Raw genomic sequence first — 22,556 nt, 5'->3', positions numbered from 1 at the left:
CTTTCTGGCAGGGGCACGGGTGTAGCGTAGCCTGTGGTGGGGCGGTTTGCAGCCATCGCCACCCCGCCACGGACGGCGGCATGATTGACTACCTGGTAGGCAGGTCCGCACCACTCATGCCGTGCACGCCAACCACATGGCCGGTGAAGCCCTGGGGGCTCAAGTAGTTCAACCCAACGACCAGGCGTCGTGACGCAGCTTGCTGGATGAGCGAATAAGGCGCGATGGTGCTTATATTGTCCTGGTCCACGTAGGCAAGGCCCTCCACACCGAAGCTCGGGTCCAGGGCTCCATCAATGGAATAGCGTCCGAGCACGAACGACTCTCCACCATGAACGTTAGGCGCCGCGCCCAACGTCACCAGCAAACTGGAGGAGTCGAGGATCGCCGCCAGCCAACGACCACCCGGTACGGTATGGCCCAGGCTGGTGAGGACTGGGTTTCCCTGGTTGAAGCCGATATCTGGCTGGCCCTCTTGGCTAAGCCGGTACACCAGGCCCAGATTATCGCTCGTCGAGTTCTCTGACCGCGTACGGCCCACGGCCAAGGGCTTGCCGTCCGGGGTAATGACCAACCCATGCAGTTCTGTGTGCAGGCCTATTGCCTGGAACGCCGCATAGCCGCCGTCACCGAAGGAGCGGTCCGGTGTACCGTCGTTGTTCAGGCTTGCAAACAGGCCGTGTTCCCCATTCGCCATGCTGGCACTTCCCGCCAGCAAGATCCGTGCGCGGGGGAGTACGGCCATGGCACTGATGCGCGTGGGGGAACCGGAGTGCTGGATGTGGGCAAAGCCGGTGCCGTTGAAAGCAGGGTCCAGGTTGCCCTCGAGGTCAAGGCGGAACACCCGGCTGACAAACGAGGCCGCCTGCGTCAACGATTGGAAAGTGGCACTGACATAAGTGTATTGGTCGTCACAGAAGAGCGCAGCGGAGCCCTGGGTATAGGCATGGCCCGCGACATCGAGGCGTCGATGCCCCTGGTCGGCGAACCCGGGGTCGAGGAGGCCATCGGCGCTGAAACGGCTGACCCAGAGTGTAACGGGCACGCCAAACTCCACTTGCGGAGGAAAGGCGCTACCCACCAACACAATTTTTTCCTGACCGCCATGGGCTTGAGTGCGTACCGCTTCGCCTTGGGCGTTTCTCTCAGAGGGATATTCCCCCAGGATAAAGCCGCTGTTTCCGCCAAAGGAAGTTTCCAATGCCCCGTCGGGCCGGAACTTGCACAGGGCGTATTTGGCGATGAGTCGTTCGCTGGCATGCGCGGCCACAAAAAAATGTTCACCGGCCGCCAAGCACAGGCCACCTGTCATCCTGTCCTGGTCAGCAAAGGCCGGCAGCACGCTTCTGCCATTGTCACCAAACTCAAGGTCCAGTTCGCCAGGGTGAGCAAGGTTGCTATGATTAATCGACATGATTGTGCACTCGTTTGGGGAAAAGCCGGACGATATGCCGGTTACCCAGGCGGCGATACTGTCAGAACTTACAGGTGCAGTGCTGTTCATCACGCAACGTATCCACCCTGACATGCAATGGCGGTGCGCGGCACCGCCAGGGTGGCGCACACTCCACCTACCGACGTTAAACCACCCCCATCACGGTAGCCGCCCCTTGAACCAGCCTTCCATGACGGACTCATGATACTGCGCCACTTCGGCACCATTCGTGGCCAGATCCTGGCGATCGTGACCGGCTCGTCCGTGGTCACCTTCCTGGTCTTCCTGGGCCTGCTGTTTCTGCCCGGCGGGCCGCCAAGCCCGCCCTGGCCCTGGCAGACCACCTACCGGGTGTCGAACCTGGTGCAGATGTTGCGCACCACCCCGCCCGAACAGCGTCAGTACGTGCAGGCCTCGGCCCAGGCGCTGGGCCTGAAGATGACCCTGCAGCCGTCGATTACCCCGTGCCCGGACACCAACCTCAACTCCCGCGACCTGCAAAAGGCCCTGCGCGACGAACTGGGGCCTGGGCAACCGGTGAGCGCCCACGCCTGCAACCCCGACGCCGACCAGGCCAATATCCAGATCCTGGTGCCCCTGGGCGAGCAGACCCTGGAGGTGCGCACCATGCGCATCGAGCGCGAGCCACCACGGTTTTCCTTTCCGTTCTTCGGTGCCTTGCTGTTCCTGTGCGTGGGCGTGACCGCGCTGTCGGCCTGGGCCGCGTGGCGCGTGGTGCGCCCGCTGCGGCGCTTGTCCGACCAGGCCGAGGCTTTCGGCCGCGACATCGTGGTGGCGCCCATTGTCGAGGAAGGGCCGCTGGAGATTCGCCGCGCTGCCCATGCCTTCAACCTGATGCAGCAGCGCATCACCGCGTCCATCGAGGGCCGCACGCGCATGCTCGCGGCGGTCAGCCACGACTTGCGCACGCCGCTGACGCGCATGCGCCTGCAACTGGAAACCGACCGCAAGGAGATCTCCCGGGACAAGCTGATCCGCGACATCAGCCTGCTGCAAACCATGGTCTCCTCGGCACTGGCGTACCTGAGCAGCAGCTCGCATGCCGAGAAAAAGGAGTGGCTGGACCTGGGCGCGCTGCTGTCCACGCTGTGCGACGACTACGAGGACGCCGGCGCGCACATTGCCTACGACGGCCCGCTGCAGCTGCGTTTTCAATGTCGTCCGGACGCCATCCAGCGGGTGATGTGCAACCTCATCGACAACGCCCTGGGCTTCGCCACCCAGGTGGCCGTCAGTGCCACGGTGGTGGACGGGGTGATCACCGTCGAGGTCGCCGATAACGGCCCGGGCATTGCCCCGGAGCGGCTCAAGGACGTCATCGAACCCTTCTTCCGCCTCGACCCTTCGCGCGGCGACCGCCCCGGCAGCGTCGGCCTGGGCCTGTCCATCGTCAACGACATCGTGCAGGCGCACAACGGCACCCTGACCCTGTTCAACCGCCTGCCCCACGGCCTGGTGGCGCGCATCGTCTTCAGTTGAGCAGGCACTGACGCGGCCTGCGGCCGCTGCTACGGGAGGGCGGCGTAGCAGCTGCCGCCAGGTGCGGTGCGCCAGGTTTACCGCAGCGGCCGCTGCTACGGGTTTGTGACCAGCCTTTCACCTGCTTTTGACCGCCCAGTGCGCATGCTGGCGAAGTGTTATCTCATTTCGTCTTCGCTGGAGCCGTACCGATGGAAGCCTTCAACCGCACGCTGTTCATGTGGCTCAATGCCGGCGAACACCCTCCGCAAATCATGCTGTTCCTGGCCACGGCCGTCGCCCAGTGGTTGATCGGTGGGGTAGCGCTGTTGCTATTGGCGCTGTGGTTGTGGGGCTCGCGCGCCTGCCGCGCGGCGGTGCTGATGGCGGCGCAGACCGCCGGCCTGGCGCTGTGCTGCAATGTGCTGATCGGGTTGTGTTTCATGCACCCGCGACCGTTCATGATCCCCCTGGGCCACACCTACCTGGCACACGCCGCCGAGACCTCCTTCCCCAGCGACCACGCCGTGGTGTTCTTTGCCGTGGGCCTGGGGCTCTGTACCTGGCGCAAGGCCTTGGGCGGGCTGCTACTGACGCTGGGCGCGCTGGTAGGGCTGGCGCGTATCTACCTGGGCGTGCATTTCCCCTTCGACATCGCCGGCTCGCTGGTGGTGGCGGTGGCCTGCTACTGGCTGGTGGTGGCGGTGCTGCACGCGGCCACGCTGCAACGGCGGTTGCTCGATGGCCTGGAAGCGCTGTACCGGCGCCTGTTCGCGCCGGCCATCCAACGGGGGTGGGTGTGCCCCTAGCCGACGGTGAAGTCGATGCCGCCCCGGCGCGAGGCGAACAGCCACTCGCCGCCGGCCAGCACCAGTTCATCCTCGAAATGCCCGATCAACCACGGTGCCTCGGGGATGCTGGCAGCCAGGCCGGCGGCGTACAGCACAATCCGGCTCGTGGCCCTGGCCGAGGTCGCGCTGGCAATGTCCACCACGACGTTGCTGACCAGGTGCACCGCCTTGCGCGGTGGGCGCTGGGTGAACGCCGCCAGGATCGCTTCGCGGCCCACCAGCACTTCGTTGGGTTTTGATGGGCGGGCGAAGGTGCCGTCGGGCGCGAACATCTGCGCCAGCGCCTCATGTTCGCCGCGATCGTTATGGTAGGCGAAGCGGTTGATCTGGCGGGTGCAGGCCTGTTCGATCAGTAGGCGTTCCAGTTCAGTGAGCATGGCACGGGACCTCGCTGGGTAGATGCAGCCAGTGCTGCAGCGCCACCAGCACTGCGGGTGGGTTCTCGAAGGGCGCCATGTGGCCGCTGTCTTCGAAAATCGCCAGGGTGGCGTGGGCGATCGCCCGGGCGATGCCCTGGTGCTGCTCCACCGGGCTCCAGCGGTCCTGGCGCCCCACGCCCACCAGCGTCGGGCAGTGAATGTGGGCCAGCTGCGCGCTGGCATCGGGGCGGTTGAGCAGGGCACGCACCTGGCCGGCGAACACCTCGGCGTCCATGCCCTCGACCATGTGCATGAGCGGGTCCATCAAGGCGCGTTCGGTCGTGTGCTCGGCGCGCATCATCGGTGGCAGCCACTGTTCGGCCAGGGCGCGCATGCCGGCCGTGGCGGCCAGGTCGACCAGGCGTTGCCGGGACTCCTGCTCGCCGGGCCGGGCCGGATGCACGCCAGTGTCCAGCAGCGCCAGGCGCTGCACCCGCCCGGGTGCCAGGCGGCAGACCTCCAGGGCCACCCGCGCGCCCATGGAATGGCCGGCCAGGGCAAAGCGCGGCGGCGCCTGGTCGAGGACATGGCGCGCCATCGCGCCAATGTCATCGAAACCACGGAAGTCCAGGGTCTGCACGCTGGCCTGTTCGCGCAGGCCGGGGCTGATGCGCGACCAGACGGTGGCATCGCACAGCAGCCCGGACAGCAGTAGAAGGTGTTGTTGCGTCACGTGGGGGTTCCTCCGGCAACGGTCAGCGTAGTTCCGGCACGCGCCGGGTTTTCAGGAAGTCCTCGTAGCTTTCGCCGCGCATCATGGCGTAGACCTGCATGTTGCTGAGCTGGGCCACGCGCACGAACTTCTCCACCACGAAGAAGTTCGCGCCGTGCTGCACCAGCCCCAGCCAGTCCTGCTCGCGGACCATGGCTTGTTCCTGCTCGGTGAGGCCGGCCTCGGCCATCAGCGCCTGCGGATCCTGCCGGTAGCGCAGGCGCCAATCGGCGCGGATCATCAGCCACAGGAAGCGGTTGAGGTTGAGGGTGCGGTTGCTGGCGCGCACGTCGAAGACGTAGGTGCCGGGAATGTCCTCGATGCCTTGCAGTTGCGGGTTCATGATGGCTGCTCCGACGCCTGGCCAGGGACGGTTTCGTAGAGCACCGCGGTCATGGCGGTGGTGGTGGCCAGGTAGTAGTTCTGATGGACCTTTTTCAAGGGGCCTTCCACCGCGCCGCGCATGGACAGCCACATGATCTGCTCCACGCTCTCCGCGCCACCCAGGCGCACGTAGTCGGCGTGGGTCAGGCGGGTCAGGGCGGCCGGGTCGTGTTCCAGCAGCTCCAGGAACTCAAGGTCCCATTCGGTGTTGTTGAAGCCGGTGCGCTCGCCGTGGATCTGGTGGGACAGGCCGCCAGTGCCGACGATCACCACGTTCAGGTCCCGGGGGTAGGACTCGACGGCGCGCTTCACCGCCTGGCCCAGGCGGTAGCAGCGCTGCGGCGTGGGCAGGGGGTACTGCAGCACGTTGATTGCGATCGGCACCACCACGCCCGGCCAATCGGGTTCGTGGGGCCACAGCAGCGGCAGCGGCGACGCACAGCCGTGGTCGATGGGTTTGTCCTGGAACACGGTGATGTCGAATTCATCGTTCACCAGCGACTCGAGGATGTGCGCCTGCAAGGCCACGTCGCCGCGGATGGGCGGCAGGTCGCGCGGGCCGGCGCCTTCATCGGCGACCGTGAAGCGCTCGCCCACGCCCAGGGCGAACATGGGGTACAGGTCGAAAAAGAACGTGGTGCAGTGGTCGTTGTAGAAGAACACCAACGCGTCCACCTGCTTCTCCTTCAGCCAGGCGGCGATGGGTTCATAGCCCTTGAACAGCGGCGCCCAGGCCGGGTCCTGCTGTTTCTTGCGGTCGTAGGCCAAGCCGATGGTGGGGACGTGGGAGGTACCGATTGCGCCGAGGATCCTGGCCATGCGGTGGGTCACCTGTAACCTGTGAAGATAATTGGGATCCCTAATTGATCAAAATAGCGATTAAATAGGGAATTTGTGCTCTTTAGGGATCCCATGCTAGCGCCGCCCTGCGACATCCGTCAATGCGCTGCAGGCGTTGACGGCACCGTTGGGATCCCGAATGCCATGGCCGCCAGGGGCGCAGGGCGGTAGTATTCGCACCTGGCCCCGGCTTGAAGGGGATGACACTGCCTGGGAGGCCACCGTGAGTTCGCTACAAAAGCAGCACCTGCTCGTTGCCCTGGAGATTCGCCAGTTGATCCTGCGTGGCGACCTGGCGCCGGGGCAGCGCGTGACTGAAGCCGCGTTGGCGCAAATGCTCGACGTCTCGCGCACGCCGGTCCGCCAGGCGCTGCCCACCCTGGCCCAGGAGGGCTACCTGGTGGCGGTGGGCAAGCGTGGCTATGCAGTCAAGACGTTCACCACCCAGGAGGCGCTCGCGGCGCTGGAGCTGCGTGCCACCCTGGAAGGCGTGGCGGCGCGCGAATGTGCCCAGCGCGGCATTTCCAGCGAGGCGTTGGCGGCGTTCCAGTCGTGCCTGGACGAGGGCGATGCGCTGCTGCAGGCCGAGCTGACCATGGATGAGCTGGAGCACGCCTACGGCGAAATGAACCAGCGCTTTCACCAGTTACTGCTGGACAATGCGGGCAACCCCTTGTTGCGCGACCTGGTGGAACGCTGTTCGGCGGTGCCCTTCGTGGCGCCGCAGCGGGTGACGTTCAAGAGCAAGAACATCGACTTCATCAAGCAGGACCTGGCCTACGCGCACCGCCAGCATGGGGCGATTGTCGATGCCATCCAGCGCAAGGAAGCCACGCGGGTTGAAATGCTGCTGCGCGAACATGCGCAAACCCAGCGGCACAGCATGAATCTTTAACCAGGCATTGTTTCACGGCATAAACAAAACGCATGGCTGGATACCCGTTACGCGTTAGACGAACCAGGTAGTTACCTAAACAATGCGGGCATTTCCCGTGGGCTACCTGACCAGTCTCCCCAGAAGAACTAGATTTACCTTGCCGTGTGCCTGAGAAAAAAAACATGACCTCCTTATCAGACTCCGATGTATTCAGCCGGCGTGCCGTGCTGAGGGCGGGTGCCGTGGCCATGGCGGCCTCGGCCGCCTTCAGCCTGTCACCGCTGGGCCGCGTGCTGGCCGACACCTTGGCGCAGGATGATTTCGCCCTGTTCATGGCGATCTCCCAGCCGCTGTGTGGCCAGCAGGTGCTGGACCCAGCGCTGGGCCGTGTGTTGTTCGCGGCCTTGAGCCAGGGCAACCCTGACTTCACCCGCCTGCTGGCGCCCTTCAAGCAGTGGCTGGCCGAGCGTGGCCAGGCCACCCGCAACCTCACCGCCGATATCACCGCCCAGCACAAGGACCTGGCACTCGTGCCGGCCCTGATTACCCGTGCCTGGTACCTCGGAGTGGTTGGCAACCAGGCGTATGCCTATGAACAGGCGCTGATGTACCCGCCGATCAAAGACATGGTGGTGCTGCCCACCTATGCCCGCGGTGCGCCGGGGTATTGGGAAGCCAAGCCGTACCCGCTGCCTGCCAACTGACCCGAGAGCCATCATGACCACACCTACTTCCGCTGACGTGGTGATCGTCGGTTCGGGCATTGCCGCCTGCCAGATCGCCCGCAAACTCGCCAACGCCGGCATCGATGTGCTGATGCTCGAAGCCGGCCCACGCATCCAGCGCTGGGAAATCGTCGAGAGCTACCGCAACTCCGCCTTCAAGGGCGACCTGCAAAGCCCGTACAAACCCACCGAGCACGCCCCACACCCGCAGTACTCGCCTGAGGACAACGGCTACTTCATCCAGAAAGGCCCCACCCCCTACAAGGCCGGTTACCTGCGCGTCGCCGGTGGCACCACCTGGCACTGGTCGGCCCAGGCCTGGCGCCTGCTGCCCAACGACTTCCGTATGAAGACCAAGTATGGCGTGGGCCGCGACTGGGCCATTAGCTACGACCAGCTGGAGCCGTTCTACTGCGAAGCCGAGCAGGAGCTGGGCGTGTCCGGCCCGGCCGAAGACCTGGGCTCGCCGCGCAGCAAGCCGTACCCGTTGCCGCCGCTGAAAATGTCCTACCTGGACCAGCGCTTCAAGGACGTGGTGGCGCCCGCCGGCTACGAAGCCGTGCTGGAACCGGCCGGCCGCAACAGCGTGGCCTTCGAGGACCGCCCGGCGTGCTGCGGCAACAGCAACTGCATGCCGATCTGTCCGATCGAAGCCCAGTACGACGGCGGTACTGCTTTGCGCCGCGCGGAAGCGGCCGGTGCCAAGCTGATCGTCAACGCCGTGGTCTACCGCATCGAGCACGATGACGCCAACCGCATCGTCGCCGTGCATTACTACAACCCGGACAAGACCAGCGTGCGCGTCACCGGCAAGCATTTCGTGCTGGCCGCCAACGCCATTGAAACGCCCAAGCTGATGCTGATCAGCAAAAGCGAGAAAAACCCCAATGGCATCGGCAACAGCTCCGACCAGGTGGGCCGCAACCTGATGGACCACCCCGGCACCAGCGTCCGTTTCCTGGCCAACGAACCGCTGTGGCCAGGCCGCGGGCCCATGCGGCTGTCGTGCATCAACAACCTGCGCGACGGTGATTTCCGCAACGAGCGCTCGTCGATGAAGATCAACGTCGGCAACTACTCGCCGGTGCGGCCGGTGGCCGAATACCTGGTGGGCAAGGGCCTGGTGGGTGAGGAGCTGAACGAGCAGATTCGCGACGTGGCCTCGCGCTGGATGATGGTCAACAGCTTCTTCGACATCCTGCCCAACCCCAACAACCGCATCCGTGCCAGCGACACTGAAACCGACGCCCTGGGTATCCCCAAGCCCGAGGTGCATTACTTCGTCGACGAGTACGTGGACAAGGCCGCCGTGGTCTGCCGCGAGCACTTCGCCAGGATCGCCGAGCTGTTCGGCGGCACCGACGTGACTTACTTCGACACCTACTTCAACAACAACCACATCATGGGCACCTTGATCATGGGCAACGACCCCAAGGACTCGGTGGTGGACGCCGACCTGCGCAGCCATGACCATCCCAACCTGTTCATCGCCTCCAGCGGCGTGATGGCCAGCGCCGGCAACGTCAATTGCACCTTGACCCTGGTGGCGCTGGCCGTGCGCCTGGGCGACAAGCTGCTTGCCGAAGTGCGCGCCTGAGGAGCCCTGTGATGAAAGCCACTAAACACTGCATCACCTTGCTGGTCGCCGCATTGTCCCTGGCAAGCCTGGGCGCCAAGGCTGACGACGCGCTGATCAAGAAGGGCGAGTACCTGACCCGCGCCGCCGACTGCGAGGCCTGCCACACCACGGCGGGCGGCCAGCCGTTCGCTGGCGGCACGCCATTCAAGACGCCCATGGGCACGTTGTTCTCGCCCAACATCACCCCGGACAAGGACACCGGTATCGGCAACTGGACCGACGCCCAGTTCCTGCGCGCCGTGCACGAAGGCAAGGGCAAGGACGGCGAGAACCTGTACCCGGCGTTCCCCTACACCGACTACACCGCGCTGACCGACGACGATGTGCTGGCCATCAAGGCTTACCTGATGAGCACGCCGCCCGTGCACAACGTGGTGCCGGAGAACCAGATGCCGTTCCCGTTCAACCAGCGCTGGTCGCTGATGTTCTGGAACCTCATCAACTTCAAGGAAGGCCGCTTCAAGCCGCAGCCCCAGCAGAGCGAGGCGTGGAACCGCGGCGCCTACCTGGTCGACGCCCTGGGCCACTGCGGCCAGTGCCACACCCCGCGCGACATCACCATGGGCCTCAAGGACTCGAAGAAATTCGCCGGCGCCGACCTTGCCGGCTGGAAGGCCTTCAATATCAGCAGCCACCAGCAGGACGGCATCGGCAGCTGGAGCGATGACGAGATCATCCGCTACCTGGGCACCGGCAACGTGCCGGGCCGCGCCCAAGCCGGTGGCCCCATGGCCGAAGTGATCGAGAAAAGCACCCGCCACCTGAGCGAGGCCGACCTCAAGGCCATGGTCACCTACCTGCGCAGCGTGCCGGCCCAGGCCAACGACATCGACAAGGCGCGCAGCGAGCAGGGCACCCCGATTGCCTCCCTGGCGGCGGTGCGTGGTGCGCCAATCAAGGCCGAGGGCGCCAACCTGTACAGCGGCAACTGCGCCAGCTGCCACCAATGGTCGGGCGGCGGCATCGGCAAGGGTTATTACCCGTCGCTGTACAAGAACAGTGTGGTGGGCGCCGACAACGCCAACAACCTGGTGCTGGTGATGCTGCAGGGTGTGCAGCGTGACATGGGCAACGACAAGGTGGTGATGCCGGCGTTTGGTCGTTCATTGACGGACGAGCAGATCGCGACCTTGGCCAACTACGTGGGCAAGCAGTTCGGTGGCGCCGACTATGGCCTCAAGGCCGCGGACGTAGCGGAACTGCGCAAGGCCGGCCTGCACTGAAACCACGGGTAAACCGGGCCCACCGCGTGAACGCCGGTCTCCCGTAGCAGCGGCCCCAGGCCGAGTCACGGGCGCTGCGGTAAACCTGGCTCACCGCGCGAGGCGGACGCCGCCTGGCGGCAGCTGCTACGGGCGGCCATTATTTGCGCAGCGGGCGGAATGCCTCGCGCAACTCCTCGCTGAACAGCTGTGGCTGCTCCCAGGCGGCGAAGTGGCCGCCCTTGGCCACTTCGTGGAAGTAGCTCAGCGATGGGTAGGCGCGCTGTGCCCAGCGCTTGGGCGCGCGGTAGATTTCGTGGGGGAACACGCTGATCGCTACCGGCACCTTGATGTCGGCGGTCTTCTGCGCCGTGGCGCTGAAGTTGTTATTGTTGTTCTCCCAATAGAACCGCGAGGCCGAGGCGCCGGTGTTGGTCAGCCAGTACAGGCTGATGTCATCGAGCATCTCGTCACGGCTCAGCACGCGCTCGGGGTGGCCGTCGCTGTCGCTCCAGGCCGCGAACTTCTCGTACATCCACGCCGCGGTGCCGGCCGGCGAGTCCGACAGCAGGTAGCCGATGGTCTGCGGCCGGGTGACCATCAGGGCGCCGTAGGCGGCATTGCGGCCGAAGAAGGTGCTCAGTGCGTTGTAGGCGTCGCGCTCGGCGCCGCCCAGGCTGGCGGGCGGGGCGTCGCCGCTGTTGATTGGCTTGACCAACTCCGGTGGCACCGTGGCCGGCATGTTCAGGTGGATGCCCAGCAGCCCGGGCGGCGCCAGGCGGCCCAGGGCGTCGGAAATCACCGAGCCGTGGTCGCCGCCCTGGGACACGTAATGGCTATAGCCCAGGCGTTTCATCAGCACGTCCCAGGCCTTGGCCACGCGCTCGGGGCCCCAGCCCAGTTCAGTGGGCTTGCCGGAAAAACCGTAGCCGGGAATGGACGGGATCACCACGTCGAACGAGTCCTCCACGCGGCCGCCGTAGGCCACCGGGTCGGTCAGCGGGCCGATGGCCTTGAGGAACTCGAACTGCGAGCCCGGCCAGCCGTGGGTCAGGATCAGCGGCATGGCATGGGGGTTGCGCGAGCGCACGTGGATGAACTGGATGTCGACGCCGTCGATGGTGGTGATGAACTCGGGCAGGGCATTGAGGCGGGCCTCGGCCTTGCGCCAGTCATAGCCGTCGCCCCAGTACTTCACCAGCGCCTGCACCTGGGCCAGTTGCACGCCCTGGGAGGTGTCGGGGACGGTTTCCTTGTCCGGCCAGCGGGTGGCGGCGAGGCGTTGGCGCAGGTCGGTGAGTTGTTGCTCGTCCACGTGCACGTGGTACGGGCGGATGGCGTCCGCGGCGGTGTCGGCGGCAGCAGGGCCGGCCAGGCTCATGAGCAGGGCGAGGGCGAGGAGGCTGTGGTTGGCGGCAGTGGGCATGGCGGATGTCCTATCAAGTGGGCGTGGGGTCGACCGGTGTCGACGTGGCCATTGGGCCCGCTTGATGTGTTGCCGATGTGTCGCCAGTGGCCGCCCCGGTAGCACTGCGTATCGCTGGCGGCGCCAGATACAAACCGATACATGGCGTGCGCAGCCACCGGGGCGGCGTGAAACTCAGGCCGGCGCTTTCACCGCCGCGCCCGCCGTGGCCGTGCGCCGCCGGCAGGTGATGATGCCCACGAACGACACCGCCAGCGCCAGGATCAGCGTGCTGGTGGCCTCGGCCCGGTGGTCGGGGGTGAACAGCAGCACGGCGATCGCCGCCAGGATGAACAGGATCACCCCATAGGTCGCCCAGGGAAACAGCCACATCTTGAACGTCAGGGCGTCGCCCTGGGTGCGGCGCATGCGCAGCTGCGACACGGCGATCGCCAGGTACACCAGCAGCGCCACGGCGCCGGAGCTGGACAGCAGGAAGTCGAACAGGCTGGCGGGGGCGAAATGGTTGAGGGCGGCGATGAAGGCGCCGACGGCGGCGGTGCCCAGCACGGCGCGGCGCGGCACGCCGTTGCCTGAGGTCTTGGCCGCTGCGGCGGGCGCATCGCCGCGGCGGGCCAGGGAGTAGAGCATGCGCGAGGCGATGTAGATCGAAGAGTTCATGCAACTGGTCACGGCCACCAGTACCACCAGGTCAACGATCAGCTTGGCGTGGGGTACCTGCAGCAGCTCCAGGGCGCGCTGGTAGGAGCCGACGCTGGCCAGTGCCGGGTCGCTCCAGGGCACCACGGAAATCACCACCATGATCGACAGCAGGTAGAACACGCCGATGCGCCAGATCACCGAGCGGGTCGCCTTGGCGATGTTGCGCGATGGCTCGCCCGACTCGGCGGCGGCGATGGTCACCGACTCGGTGCCGATGAAGCTGAACATGATGGTGATGAACGCACCGACCACCGCGGTCAGGCCGTTGGGGGCGAAGCCGCCGTGCTCGCGCATCAGGCTGACGATGCCGGGGCCTTCATGCAACGGCAGCCAGCCCAGCAGGGCGGCGGCGCCGAAGCCGATGAAGCCGATGATGGCGGTGACCTTGAGCAGGGCGAACCAGAACTCGAACTCGCCGTATTTGTCGACCCCGAACAGGTTGGTGATGCTCAGCAGCACCACCGACGCCAGGGCGTAGATCCAGGTGTCGCACCAGGGAAACCACTGGTTGAGGATGTGCCCGGCGGCCAGCGCCTCGATGGGCACCACCAGCACCCAGAACCACCAGTACAGCCAGCCGATGGTAAAGCCGGCCCAGGGCCCGATGGCTTTTTCGGCGTAGGTGGAAAAGGAACCGGTGTCGGGGTTGGCGACGGCCATCTCGCCAAGCATGCGCATCACCAGCACCACCAGGGTGCCGGCGGCGAGGTAGGCGAGGATGACGGCGGGGCCGGCGGCGGCAATCGCATGGCCGGAGCCGACGAACAGCCCCGCGCCAATGATCCCGGCAATGGACAGCATGGTTACGTGGCGCGGTTTGAAGCCATTGGACAGCTGGCCGCCGCTTTGATCGTTCAGGCTCGTCATACTCTGCTCTTGTTCGAGGGTTTTAGGGGGCAGAGAAGGGCAGTGACACGAAGAGGCAGGTGAAGCTCGACAGCGCCAATCCTGGGCCACGCCGCTTTGCATGTTATTGTTTTGTCAGGCGTTCCTGGGGCGCTAGCTTAAACCGGGTGCAAGCGGCGGGCTGTTTCAGTTGCGCCACGAGGCTTTCAGGGAACGACATGGGCGGCGCGGGGGGGTCGTTTTCAGCGTGAGTCGAGCCGGCGCCGATGCTCCCACTCGCGCACCGCGTCCATGAACAGCCTCAGGGCAATCGGCGGGTGGCGGTTGGCCGGGTAATAGAAGCACAGCCCCGGCAGCGTCGGGCTCCATTCGGGCAGCAGGTGCAGCAGCCGCCCGGCCTGCACGTGGGCCTCGATGTGGTAGTGGGGTATCCAGGCCACGCCGATGCCGGCCAGGGCGGCGTCCACCATCAGGTTGGTGTTGCCCAGGGTCATCGGCCCGTCCACGTCGATGACCGCCACCTCGCCGCCGCGCTCCATGCCCCAGTGGTACATCGCGCCGCTGGCGAAGCGGTAGCGAATGCAGCGGTGCTGCTTGAGGTCGTGGGGCGCGCGTGGCGTGCCGTACTGCGCCACGTAGGCGGGCGAGGCCACGGCGGCGAAGCGCAGGGGCTCGCCGAACGGCACCGCGACCATGTCCAGGGGGATGTCCTCGTGCACGCGGATGCCGGCGTCGAAGCCATCGGCGACGATGTCGACGAAGCGGGTGTCGATGACGAACTCGACGTGGATGTCCGGGTAGGTGGCCAGGAACGCGGGCAGCACCTCGCGGATGATCGGGCGCGCGCCGGCTTCGGCGGCGCTGATGCGCACCGAGCCCGAGGGGCGGTTGCTGGTCGACACCACTTCGGTCACCGCTTCATCCAGGTCGGCCAGCGCCGGCATGATCCGCCGCAGCAGGCGCTCGCCCACCTCGGTCAGCGCCACCGAGCGGGTGGTGCGGTTCAGCAGGCGCAGGCCCAGGCGTGCCTCCAGGTTGCGCATGGTGTGGCTCAGCGCCGAGGGCGACACGCCCAGCCTGGCGGCGGCGGCGCGGAAGCTCTTCAATTCGGCGATCGCCGCGAAGGCGTTGAGTTCGGACAGGCCGGCGCGTTGCATTGATGAAAAATCCTCATTACATCGTGCGCAATGGCACAGATTGTTGAGGTTTTACCATCAACCTATGCTGATGACCATCCTACCGTCACTCACGCAGAGGCAACTCCATGAGCAATAACATCTCCGCCAAGGTCGTGGTCATCACCGGCGCCAGCAGCGGCCTGGGCGAAGCCACCGCACGCCACCTGGCCGCCCAGGGCGCGCGGGTGGTGCTGGCAGCGCGCCGCCTGGAGCGTATCGAAGCCGTGGCCCAGGCGCTGCGGGCCAGCGGCGCAGAAGCCCTGGCCGTGGCCACCGACGTCACCGACGCCGTGGCCGTGAAGGCCCTGGTGGACCAGGCCGTGAGCGCCTTCGGCCGCATCGACGTGATGATCAACAACGCCGGGATCATGCCCCACTCGCCGCTCGAGCGCCTGAAAATCGAGGACTGGCACCAGACCATCGACGTCAACATCAAGGGCGTGCTGCACGGCATTGCCGCCGCCTTGCCGCACATGATCCAGCAGAACGCCGGGCAGATCATCAACGTCTCCTCGGTGGCCGGCCACAAGGTGCGCCCGGGCAGCGCCGTGTACGCGGCGACCAAGAGCGCCGTGCTGATGATCTCCGAAGGCCTGCGCCAGGAGGTCAAGCCCTACGACATCCGCACCACGGTAATCTCCCCGGGCGCGATTGACACCGACCTGCCGGCCAGCACCACCGAGGCCGATATCGCCGGGCACATCCAGAACTTCTACAACGAGTACGCGATTCCTGCAGAGTCGTTCGCCCGCGCCGTGGCGTTCGCCATCAGCCAGCCGCCGGAGGTCGACATCAACGAAATCCTCTTCCGGCCGACCCGCCAGGAGCTCTGAAGCACCGCTGGGCCACTGGATCGAACCCGGTGGCCCTTCAGTAGTCAGCTGCAATGTGATGCAACCCACGTGAGGGTGAACCTGATGACTGACCAGAAGAACAGGCCACCGGCCGATGCCCATGATGCGGCGGCGCCCCAGGCGTCGCGGCGCAATTTCCTAAAGTTCGGTGCCTCGGGCATCGCCGCCGCTACCGTGTCCCACTGGATACCGCCAGCGTTGGCCCATGGCGTGGCGCCGGCGGCCGAGGTCAACGATCCGGACGCGCCCGCCGCTGGCGAGCAGCGCATCAAGCTGCAGGTGAATGGCCAGTGGCACAGCCTCAACGTGCCGGCCAACGCCATCCTGCTGGACGTGCTGCGCGACCGCCTGCAACTGACCGGCAGCAAGAAGGGCTGCGACCACGGCCAATGTGGCGCCTGCACCTTGCTGGTGAACGGCGTGGCGATCAATTCGTGCCTGTCCATTGCCGTGCAGCACGACGGCGAGAGCATCACCACCATCGAAGGGCTGGCCAAGGACGGCGCGCTGCACCCGGTGCAGCAGGCGTTCTGGGAGCACGACGCCTACCAGTGCGGCTACTGCACCTCGGGGCAGATCATGAGCGCGGTGGCCATTCTCAACGACCCGAACGTACCCGCCGATGACGCCAGCGTGCGCGAGGCCATGAGTGGCAATATCTGCCGCTGCGGCGCCTACAAGAACATCCTCGCGGCCGTGCAGGCGGCGCGGGCGAAGATGGGGAGGGCGGTCTGATGCGTACCTTCGATTATTCGCGCGCCGACTCGGCCGCCAACGCCGTACGCACCGCGTCCGGCACGGGCCAGCGCCTGTACCTGGCCGGCGGCACCAGCTTGCTTGACCTGGTGAAGCTGGACGTGATGCAGCCCGACCAGTTGGTCGATATCAACCGCCTGGCGCTCAAGCAGATCGAGCCTTTGCCCGACGGCCGCCTGCGGGTTGGCGCGCTGGTCAGCAACACCGACCTGGCGCGGCACCCCTGGGTGCGCCTGCACTACCCGGTGCTGTCCCAGGCGCTGCTGGCCGGTGCCTCGACGCAGTTGCGCAACAAGGCCACCACCGCCGGCAACATCATGCAGCGGGTGCGCTGCAATTACTTCCGCGACGGCGTTTCGCCCTGCAACAAGCGCCAGCCGGGCAGCGGCTGCGCGGCTATCGGCGGGCTGAACCGCAGCGTGCACGCGGTGCTGGGCACCAGCGAGCACTGCATTGCCAGCCACCCCTCGGACATGTGCGTGGCGGTGGCGGCCATCGGCGCGCGCGTCACCGTGCAGGGCGCAGCCGGCTCGCGGGAGATCGACTTTGCCGACTTCCACCTGCTGCCCGGCGACACGCCCTGGCAGGAACACGCGCTGCAGCCCCACGAGCTGATCACCCACCTGACCCTGGATGCACCCCTGGCCAACAGCCGCTCGGGCTACCTGAAGCTGCGCGACCGTACCTCGTACCAGTTCGCCCTGGCGTCCAGCGCGGTGGTGCTGGTGCTCGATGGCCCGCGCATTACCCAGGCACGCATCGCCCTGGGCGGGGTGGGCACCAAGCCCTGGCGCGCGCGCGAAGCCGAGCAGGCGCTGGTGGGGCAGCCGGCAACGCTGGACAGCTTCACCCGCGTGGCGCAACTCGCCATGCAGGACGCCCACGCCTTTGAGCACAACGCCTTCAAGATCCCGCTGGGGCAGCAGGCCATCATCCGCAACCTGCGAGACCTGACCGCCTAGGAGCTGCCCATGAACCAGAGCATTATCGGCACCCCCACGCCCCGCGTGGACGGCCGCCAGAAAGTCACTGGCGCGGCGCGCTACGCCGCCGACCACCCCATGCCCGGCCTGCTGTTCGCCTATGGCGTGTACAGCAGCGTTGCCAGTGGCCGCGTACGGGCCATCGACGACGCCCGGGCCAGAGCCATGCCTGGCGTGGTCAGTGTGCTGCACCACGGCAACGTCGGGCCGTTGCACCGCACGCCCAACACGCCGCTCAAGGACGTGCTGACCGCCAGCAAGGCCGATGAGCACCGGCTGCCGTTCGAGGACGACGGCGTCTACTACCCGGGCCAGTTCGTGGCGCTGGTGGTGGCCGACACCTTCGAACATGCGCGCGCCGCGGCCTACCAGGTGAAGGTCGACTATGAGGCGAGCGAGCCGACCAGGACCCTGGCCGACGCCTTGCGCCTGCACGGTGCCACGGACGGCGGCCGCGGCCACAGCCGTGGTGACCCCCAGGCTGGCTACGAGGGTGCGGCGCACCAGCTGGACCAGACCTACACGACGCCGGTGGAGGTGCACAACCCGATGGAAATGCACGCCACCACCGCCTGGTGGCAGGACGGCCGGCTGTACGTCTACGAGGCCACCCAGGGCGTGGTCAACCACCGCAACATGCTCGCCAACGTCTTCGACCTGCCGCCGGACAAGGTCGAGGTGCGCGCGCCGTTCATTGGCTCGGGGTTCGGCGGCAAGCTGTGGCCCTGGCCACATTCGGTGGCCGCCTGCATGGCGGCCAAGGCCACCCAGCGGCCGGTGCAACTGATGCTGCCGCGGGCGCAGATGTTCACCACCGTCGGCCACCGGCCCGAGACGCAGCAGCGTATTCGCCTGGCCACCGATGCCAGCGGCAAACTGCTGTCGATCCGGCATGAGTCGGTCAACAGCACCTCCACCCTGGACGCCTACACCGAGGCCTGCGGTGGCGTCACCAGCAGCTTGTATTCTTGCCCCAACGTGCTGGTGTCGCACAAGCACAGCCCGCTGAACCGCGGCACGCCCACCTCCATGCGCGCGCCGGGCGCCGCCCCTGGGTTGTTTGCCCTGGAGTCGGCGATTGACGAGATGGCCTTGCTGCAGGGCATGGATCCGGTGGCGTTCCGCAAGCTGAACCTGGCCACCCGCGATGAAGCGCTGAACCTGCCGTTTTCCGGCAACCACCTGCCCGAAGCGCTGGCGCAGGCGGCGCAGCGTTTTGGTTGGGAACGGCGCAATGGCGAAATCGGCTCCATGCGCGAAGGCGATGAGATCATTGGCTACGGCGTGGGCGCCTGCAACTGGGAGGCGTTCCAGATGCCCACCGAAGCGCGGGTGATCCTGCGCGCCGATGGTAGCGCGCTGGTGCAGTCGGGCGTGCAGGACATTGGTACCGGCACCTACACCGTGGCTGCGCAGACCGTGGCGCAGCTGACCGGGCTGCCGGTGGAGCGCATTGAAGTGGAACTTGGCAGCTCGGCGTTGCCGCCGGGGGCCTTGTCGGGTGGCTCCTGGCTCACCGCCAGCTTGATGCCGGCACTGGCCGGTGCCACGCGCCAGGCCCTGACGCAACTGCGTGAATACGCCGTGGCGCCGGGCGGGGTGTTCGCCGGCGCCGATGCCGAGCACTTGCAGGTGGACGGCGGGCAGCTGGTCAACGGCGACCAGCGCGCCAGCTTCGCCCAGGTGCTGGACCGCCAGCGGCTGGCGCGGGCCGAGGGCTTCTTCCACAGCGGCGCCAAGTCGGGAGAGTTTTCCTTCCGCTCCTTTGGCGCGCATTTCGTCGAGGTGCGCTGGGACCCGGGCATCTCGCGCCTGCGGGTGGCGCGAGTGGTCAGCGCCATTGACGTCGGCAAGGTGGTCAACCCGCTGGCAGCGCGCAACCAGGTGGAGGGGGCGATTGTCATGGCCATCGGCATGGCCCTGTTCGAAGCCGGCGAGTTCGACCCGCGCACCGGCCTGCCGGCCAACAACAACTACGCCGAGTACGTGGTGCCGGTGCACGCCGACCAGCCGGACATCGACGTGACCCTGCTGGATTTCCCCGACCTGAACCTCAGCGAGTTCGGCGCCCGCGGCATCGGCGAGATCGGCGTCACCGGCCTGGCGGCCGCCGTGGCCAACGCCGTGTACCACGCCACCGGCAAACGCATCCGCAGCCTGCCCATCACCAAGGAAAAGTTAATGACGGTATAACCCCGTAGCAGCAACAGTCGTTGTGGGAGCTGGCTTGCCAGCGAGCTGTTGGGGCCATAAAAGCTCGCTGGCAAGCCAGCTCCCACAGTCTGTAGCAGCGGCCAAAGGCCGCGTCCCAGGCGCCGCGGTTGGGCAGGTTCGCCGCCGGACGCCGCCTTCGGCAGCTGCTACGGGGTGCCCAATGCCCAGGCGGGGCGGGTGGCGGTGACTTCGCCGTTGGCCCAGGCCTTGAGGTAGTCGCGTGCGAATACCATGCCGGCCTCGCATTCCTCGGCGCTGCAGCCCAGGCTGCGCAAGGCCATGCGCACGGCCTCGTCCATGTACGCATCCGGCGCCTCCACCCCCTGGCGCAGGGCCTGGATGGCATGGGCCGAGGCGCCCATCAGGAAGTCGGTGGCGACGTCGATGCGCGGCAGCTGGAAGGCGCCGCTGGCCTGGCCGTGCTCAAGGTCGCGGGACATGTACTCGGCCACCAGCGAGGTGTGCTGCCAGGCATCCACGCGGGTCACGAAACCTGCCCACAGCGGGTCGAGCAGGGCGCGCAGCATGAACAGCCGGAACGCCGTGGCCACTCGCTGGCGCGGCTCGGTGAGTACGTCGTACACGGGCAGGATATCGGTGGTCATCTGGTTGTTCAGCGCCTGCCCGATGGCCACCAGCACCTCGTCCAGCGAGGTGAAGTAGTTGTAGAAAGTGCCGCGCGACACCTCCGCCTCGCGGATCACATCATCGATGACCGGGGCGCTGGCGCCGCTGGCGGCGAACACGCGCATGGCCGCGTCCAGCAGCTTGGCGCGCATCAGCTGGCGTTTTTTCAGGGCAACGTGCGGGCGGTGGTCGACCACCGGGGTGGCAGGCGCGGGCTTGGACACTGCAAAACCTCGTTCAAGTGACAGATCGTCAGAATGACAGTCTAGGCGCCGCTTATCAGAATGACAAATTTGTTCAAAATACCCCTTGCGCCGCCTTCAAGGCTGGCCTACATTCAACTCAATTGTCGGAATGACAATATCGTCATAAAAATAATAGGAGACGAGCATGTTGATCCCTTCCCACCCCGCGTCACGCCCGCATCCCACCTCGCCCAGCGCCCGTTCGAACTGGCACGTCTGCGTCTTCAAACTGCACCGCCGCACCTGACCGCACCGCACCTGCACCTGGTTGAATGATTGCCTGCCCACTGCCCCGGGCGGCTTGCATGCACCTGAACGTTATAAATGACATTTTTGTTCATTATGATAGCCGAGGTTGGTATGAACGCAGACCTGAACACCGCACGCGCCTTCACTGAATTCGCCGCCCAGCCCACCCTCGCCGAGCTGGTCGAACGGGCCCGTGCCCTGCAGCCGTTGCTGCGCAAGAACACCGTCGAAAACGAAAAGAACCGCCGCACCTGCGAGGAAAATATCCAGGCCATCCAGGACGCCGGCCTGTTCCGGCTGATGGTGCCCAAGCGCTTTGGCGGCCACGAAGGCACGCTGCGGGCGCACATGGAGGTCTCCGCCGCCCTGGGCGAAGCCTGCGGCGGCACCGCCTGGGTGGTGGCGCTGACCAACGTCTGCGCCTGGTTCACCGGGCTATTCTGCGAGCAGGCGCAGAACGAAGTGTTCGGCGCCAACCCCGACGCGCGGGTGGCCGGGGTGTTCAACGCCTCGCCCAACACCCGGCGAGTGGAGGGCGGGCTGATCGTCAGCGGCAAGTGGTACTCCTCGTCGGGCAGCCTGCACGCTGACTGGGCCGTGGTGGGTGCCGAGGAGCGCGACGCCAACGGCGCGGTGATCGGCCAGTACCTGGCGCTGATGCCCAAGGCCGACTACCGCATCGAAGACACCTGGTTCACCGCCGGCATGCGCGCCTCGGGCAGCAACTGCGTGGTCGCCGAGGAGGTGTTCGTGCCCAACCACCGCCTGCTGCACATGGGCGGCGCCATCGAAGGCGAGTACGCTACCGAGTTCAAGGACGAAGCCGCCTACCGCGGCCTGTTCGTGCCGTTCGCGGCGTTGATCCTCAATGGCCCGCAACTGGGCCTGGGCCGCGCCGCGTTGCAGTACGTGATCGACAACGCACCGCGGCGGGCCATCGCCTACACCTCGTTCGAAAAACAGCCCGACTCGGTGGTGTTCCAGGTGCAGGTCGCCGAGGCCGCGCTGAAAATCGACACCGCGCACCTGCGTGCCTTCCGCGCCGCCGACGAGATGGACGCCGCGGCGCGCCAGGGCATCAAGCTGGACGCGCTGACCCGCGCGCGCATCCGCGCCGATGTCGGCCTGGTCAACACCCACATCACCGAGGCCATCAACATCCTGCTCTCGGCCCACGGCGCCGGCAGCTTCTCCGAGGCCAGCCCGATGCAGCGCTGGTGGCGCGACTCCAACACCGCGGCGCGGCACGCGGTGGCGTTGCCGGCGGTGGGCAATGAGCTGTATGGCAAGGCGCTGCTGGGTGTGGAAAACACCGTCACGCCGCTGGTTTGATCGCCCCCTGACCGAGGACTGTCCCATGGACACCAAACTCCTGCGCTCAGTGATGGGCCAGTTCGCCACGGGCGTCACCGTGGTCACCTTCAACGCCGACGGCGAGCCCGCCGGCATGACCGCCAACGCCTTCATGTCGGTGTCCCTTGAGCCACCGCTGATCCTGGTGTCGATCCGCAACGCCTCCAGTTTCAACCGCTTCGTCGACGTGGGCGTGCGCTACGGCGTCAACTTCCTCGCCGAAAGCCAGCGCTGGCTCAGCGGCCACTTCGGCGGCCGCCCGGAGCAGGGCGCCGAGCTGCCCTTCATCGACCATGAAGGCACGCCGTTGCTGGATGGCAGCCTGGTGCAGCTGGTGGCGCGCACGGTCGACGTGCACCCGGCAGGCGACCACCTGCTGTACATCGGCGAAATCGAACACCTGCGCATCGGCGCCCAGCGCAAGCCCTTGCTGTTCTTCAGCGGCCGCTACCACCAGATGCACGCCCGCTCGCCCGGCAGCGAATGGAGCGGCTGCATCGACGGCTGGTAACCCGCCGCAGCTCACCCCAACAGCCCCATGAACGCTCCCCAGGCACACC

The 22,556-nt window shown here is 66.5% G+C and carries 19 protein-coding genes and 1 pseudogene; 12 read left to right on the top strand and 8 right to left on the bottom strand.

Translation table 11 applies throughout. The annotated features are described in order from the left end of the window. Nucleotides 1-88: 88 nt before the first annotated feature. On the bottom strand, nt 89-1,504 hold the full coding sequence (locus AC0J42_RS16195; protein WP_473002431.1) for an NHL repeat-containing protein: 1,416 nt from the start codon (nt 1,502-1,504) through the stop codon (nt 89-91). Nucleotides 1,505-1,636: 132 nt separating this feature from the next. Between AC0J42_RS16195 and AC0J42_RS16190 the strand changes: the two genes are divergently transcribed. Both AC0J42_RS16190 and AC0J42_RS16185 read left to right on the top strand, forming a co-directional pair. Beyond that, the gene (locus AC0J42_RS16190; RefSeq protein WP_473002430.1) at nt 1,637-2,935 is read left to right on the top strand and encodes a sensor histidine kinase; all 1,299 of its coding nucleotides are present in this window, start codon (nt 1,637-1,639) and stop codon (nt 2,933-2,935) included. A gap of 191 nt (nt 2,936-3,126) precedes the next feature. Beyond that, a complete protein-coding gene (locus tag AC0J42_RS16185) occupies nt 3,127-3,723 on the top strand; it encodes a phosphatase PAP2 family protein (protein WP_473002429.1) in 597 nt (198 codons plus the stop codon). Here the strand turns inward: AC0J42_RS16185 and AC0J42_RS16180 are convergent. The 3 genes and pseudogenes from AC0J42_RS16180 to AC0J42_RS16170 all read right to left on the bottom strand — a co-directional run bounded on the left by AC0J42_RS16180 (nt 3,720) and on the right by AC0J42_RS16170 (nt 6,099). After that, nucleotides 3,720-4,142 (bottom strand): nuclear transport factor 2 family protein, encoded by a 423-nt coding sequence (locus tag AC0J42_RS16180; RefSeq protein ID WP_473002428.1) that lies wholly within the window; start codon nt 4,140-4,142, stop codon nt 3,720-3,722. The two genes, AC0J42_RS16185 and AC0J42_RS16180, sit on opposite strands and share 4 nt — an antisense overlap. After that, nucleotides 4,132-4,857: an alpha/beta fold hydrolase gene (locus tag AC0J42_RS16175; RefSeq protein WP_473002427.1), complete on the bottom strand. Its 726-nt coding sequence runs from the start codon at nt 4,855-4,857 to the stop codon at nt 4,132-4,134. The genes AC0J42_RS16180 and AC0J42_RS16175 overlap by 11 nt, the downstream gene beginning before the upstream one ends. Before the next feature lie 22 nt (nt 4,858-4,879). Beyond that, nucleotides 4,880-6,099: pseudogene (locus AC0J42_RS16170) on the bottom strand (gallate dioxygenase). Between the two features lie 244 nt (nt 6,100-6,343). On the opposite strand from AC0J42_RS16170, the gene AC0J42_RS16165 reads away from it, so the two are divergent. The 4 genes from AC0J42_RS16165 to AC0J42_RS16150 all read left to right on the top strand — a co-directional run bounded on the left by AC0J42_RS16165 (nt 6,344) and on the right by AC0J42_RS16150 (nt 10,584). After that, nucleotides 6,344-7,015: a GntR family transcriptional regulator gene (locus AC0J42_RS16165; protein WP_473002426.1), complete on the top strand. Its 672-nt coding sequence runs from the start codon at nt 6,344-6,346 to the stop codon at nt 7,013-7,015. Between the two features lie 164 nt (nt 7,016-7,179). Then, the gene (locus AC0J42_RS16160; protein WP_473002424.1) at nt 7,180-7,701 is read left to right on the top strand and encodes a sugar dehydrogenase complex small subunit; all 522 of its coding nucleotides are present in this window, start codon (nt 7,180-7,182) and stop codon (nt 7,699-7,701) included. Nucleotides 7,702-7,714: 13 nt separating this feature from the next. Further along, nucleotides 7,715-9,319, top strand: coding sequence for a GMC family oxidoreductase (locus tag AC0J42_RS16155; protein WP_473002423.1), 1,605 nt, complete (start codon nt 7,715-7,717; stop codon nt 9,317-9,319). Nucleotides 9,320-9,330: 11 nt separating this feature from the next. Then, a complete protein-coding gene (locus AC0J42_RS16150) occupies nt 9,331-10,584 on the top strand; it encodes a c-type cytochrome (protein ID WP_473002422.1) in 1,254 nt (417 codons plus the stop codon). 139 nt (nt 10,585-10,723) lie between these two features. Here AC0J42_RS16150 and AC0J42_RS16145 read toward each other — a convergent pair whose 3' ends face one another. From AC0J42_RS16145 to AC0J42_RS16135, 3 genes are all read right to left on the bottom strand, one after another. Further along, on the bottom strand, nt 10,724-11,944 hold the full coding sequence (locus AC0J42_RS16145) for an epoxide hydrolase family protein (RefSeq protein ID WP_473006867.1): 1,221 nt from the start codon (nt 11,942-11,944) through the stop codon (nt 10,724-10,726). 219 nt (nt 11,945-12,163) lie between these two features. Further along, nucleotides 12,164-13,558 carry an amino acid permease gene (locus AC0J42_RS16140; RefSeq protein WP_473002421.1) on the bottom strand — a complete coding sequence of 465 codons (1,395 nt, stop codon included), beginning with the start codon at nt 13,556-13,558 and terminating at the stop codon, nt 12,164-12,166. Nucleotides 13,559-13,779: 221 nt separating this feature from the next. Further along, on the bottom strand, nt 13,780-14,694 hold the full coding sequence (locus AC0J42_RS16135) for a LysR family transcriptional regulator (protein ID WP_473002420.1): 915 nt from the start codon (nt 14,692-14,694) through the stop codon (nt 13,780-13,782). A 107-nt stretch (nt 14,695-14,801) separates the two neighbouring features. Here AC0J42_RS16135 and AC0J42_RS16130 point away from each other — a divergent pair, with 107 nt between their 5' ends. From AC0J42_RS16130 to AC0J42_RS16115, 4 genes are all read left to right on the top strand, one after another. Then, a complete protein-coding gene (locus AC0J42_RS16130; protein WP_473002419.1) occupies nt 14,802-15,548 on the top strand; it encodes an SDR family oxidoreductase in 747 nt (248 codons plus the stop codon). An 84-nt stretch (nt 15,549-15,632) separates the two neighbouring features. Next, complete coding sequence (locus AC0J42_RS16125) at nt 15,633-16,304, top strand: (2Fe-2S)-binding protein (protein ID WP_473002418.1); 672 nt, start codon at nt 15,633-15,635, stop codon at nt 16,302-16,304. Then, nucleotides 16,304-17,287 carry an FAD binding domain-containing protein gene (locus AC0J42_RS16120; protein WP_473002416.1) on the top strand — a complete coding sequence of 328 codons (984 nt, stop codon included), beginning with the start codon at nt 16,304-16,306 and terminating at the stop codon, nt 17,285-17,287. The genes AC0J42_RS16125 and AC0J42_RS16120 overlap by 1 nt, the downstream gene beginning before the upstream one ends. A gap of 9 nt (nt 17,288-17,296) precedes the next feature. Then, nucleotides 17,297-19,501 carry a xanthine dehydrogenase family protein molybdopterin-binding subunit gene (locus AC0J42_RS16115; protein WP_473002415.1) on the top strand — a complete coding sequence of 735 codons (2,205 nt, stop codon included), beginning with the start codon at nt 17,297-17,299 and terminating at the stop codon, nt 19,499-19,501. 167 nt (nt 19,502-19,668) lie between these two features. On the opposite strand, the gene AC0J42_RS16110 is transcribed toward AC0J42_RS16115, so the two are convergent. Then, nucleotides 19,669-20,373 (bottom strand): TetR/AcrR family transcriptional regulator, encoded by a 705-nt coding sequence (locus tag AC0J42_RS16110; RefSeq protein ID WP_473002414.1) that lies wholly within the window; start codon nt 20,371-20,373, stop codon nt 19,669-19,671. Between the two features lie 381 nt (nt 20,374-20,754). Here AC0J42_RS16110 and AC0J42_RS16105 point away from each other — a divergent pair, with 381 nt between their 5' ends. Continuing rightward, nucleotides 20,755-21,975 (top strand): acyl-CoA dehydrogenase family protein, encoded by a 1,221-nt coding sequence (locus AC0J42_RS16105; RefSeq protein ID WP_473002413.1) that lies wholly within the window; start codon nt 20,755-20,757, stop codon nt 21,973-21,975. A 25-nt stretch (nt 21,976-22,000) separates the two neighbouring features. Then, on the top strand, nt 22,001-22,507 hold the full coding sequence (locus AC0J42_RS16100; protein WP_416424577.1) for a flavin reductase family protein: 507 nt from the start codon (nt 22,001-22,003) through the stop codon (nt 22,505-22,507). Nucleotides 22,508-22,556 lie beyond the last annotated feature (49 nt).

The organism is Pseudomonas sp. Tav-5-1A (assembly GCF_055755055.1).
The sequence above is the reverse complement of the archived record's forward strand: the minus strand, read 5'-3'. Positions and strand labels throughout refer to the sequence as shown.

Excerpts from the sequence above, each read along its gene's own strand:
- AC0J42_RS16105 (WP_473002413.1), top strand. The coding sequence starts at position 20,755 with ATGAACGCAGACCTGAACACCGCACGCGCCTTCACTGAATTCGCCGCC.
- AC0J42_RS16190 (WP_473002430.1), top strand. The coding sequence starts at position 1,637 with ATGATACTGCGCCACTTCGGCACCATTCGTGGCCAGATCCTGGCGATC.
- AC0J42_RS16125 (WP_473002418.1), top strand. The coding sequence starts at position 15,633 with ATGACTGACCAGAAGAACAGGCCACCGGCCGATGCCCATGATGCGGCG.
- AC0J42_RS16115 (WP_473002415.1), top strand. The coding sequence starts at position 17,297 with ATGAACCAGAGCATTATCGGCACCCCCACGCCCCGCGTGGACGGCCGC.
- AC0J42_RS16180 (WP_473002428.1), bottom strand. The coding sequence starts at position 4,142 with ATGCTCACTGAACTGGAACGCCTACTGATCGAACAGGCCTGCACCCGC.
- AC0J42_RS16130 (WP_473002419.1), top strand. The coding sequence starts at position 14,802 with ATGAGCAATAACATCTCCGCCAAGGTCGTGGTCATCACCGGCGCCAGC.
- AC0J42_RS16150 (WP_473002422.1), top strand. The coding sequence starts at position 9,331 with ATGAAAGCCACTAAACACTGCATCACCTTGCTGGTCGCCGCATTGTCC.
- AC0J42_RS16160 (WP_473002424.1), top strand. The coding sequence starts at position 7,180 with ATGACCTCCTTATCAGACTCCGATGTATTCAGCCGGCGTGCCGTGCTG.
- AC0J42_RS16135 (WP_473002420.1), bottom strand. The coding sequence starts at position 14,694 with ATGCAACGCGCCGGCCTGTCCGAACTCAACGCCTTCGCGGCGATCGCC.
- AC0J42_RS16195 (WP_473002431.1), bottom strand. The coding sequence starts at position 1,504 with ATGAACAGCACTGCACCTGTAAGTTCTGACAGTATCGCCGCCTGGGTA.
- AC0J42_RS16140 (WP_473002421.1), bottom strand. The coding sequence starts at position 13,558 with ATGACGAGCCTGAACGATCAAAGCGGCGGCCAGCTGTCCAATGGCTTC.
- AC0J42_RS16120 (WP_473002416.1), top strand. The coding sequence starts at position 16,304 with ATGCGTACCTTCGATTATTCGCGCGCCGACTCGGCCGCCAACGCCGTA.
- AC0J42_RS16155 (WP_473002423.1), top strand. The coding sequence starts at position 7,715 with ATGACCACACCTACTTCCGCTGACGTGGTGATCGTCGGTTCGGGCATT.
- AC0J42_RS16145 (WP_473006867.1), bottom strand. The coding sequence starts at position 11,944 with ATGAGCCTGGCCGGCCCTGCTGCCGCCGACACCGCCGCGGACGCCATC.
- AC0J42_RS16100 (WP_416424577.1), top strand. The coding sequence starts at position 22,001 with ATGGACACCAAACTCCTGCGCTCAGTGATGGGCCAGTTCGCCACGGGC.
- AC0J42_RS16185 (WP_473002429.1), top strand. The coding sequence starts at position 3,127 with ATGGAAGCCTTCAACCGCACGCTGTTCATGTGGCTCAATGCCGGCGAA.